This is a genomic window from Pseudomonas sp. K5002 (genome assembly GCF_013386655.1).
Classification (GTDB): Bacteria; Pseudomonadota; Gammaproteobacteria; order Pseudomonadales; family Pseudomonadaceae; genus Aquipseudomonas.
Genome location: NZ_JACARK010000134.1, coordinates 1 through 421 on the forward strand (window position 1 = coordinate 1; position 421 = coordinate 421).

The window sequence follows — 421 nt, forward strand, 5'->3', positions numbered from 1 at the left end:
CCACCTTGTCGCCGCGATTGACGCCCTGGGCCAGGAGGAAGTTGGCGAAGCGTGCGGCCTGGTCTTGCAGTTGGGTGAAGGTGGACGTGGCGCTGCGGCCGTCCTTGCCCTCCCAGAACAGTGCGATGCGGCCAGGTAATGCGTGGCGGTCGCAGCATTCGACGCAGGCGTTGAGGGCCTGCAGGTTGCCCGACAAGGCAGCGTCGACGGTGTGTTGGTAGTTGAACTGGGTGGTGGCAGCCGAGTAATCACGCATCGCTTCAAATCCCTGTGTGTTTTTTATTTTCAGGATGGGTACGTAGACCGGTGAAATAGTCGCTCTAGAGCGGTGGGTGGGCAATGGTCAAAGCTTTCAACTTGGTTGACTGGTTTGGCCAATGGGGGGGCGCTGTTTGGTGTGTGTGAGTGTTGAAGAGCAAAA

General features: G+C 58.4%; 1 pseudogene. It reads right to left on the bottom strand.

The window, feature by feature from the left end:
• Positions 1 to 256: pseudogene (locus HX846_RS07965) on the bottom strand (AMP-binding protein); the annotation flags it as partial.
• Positions 257 to 421: the final 165 nt, after the last annotated feature.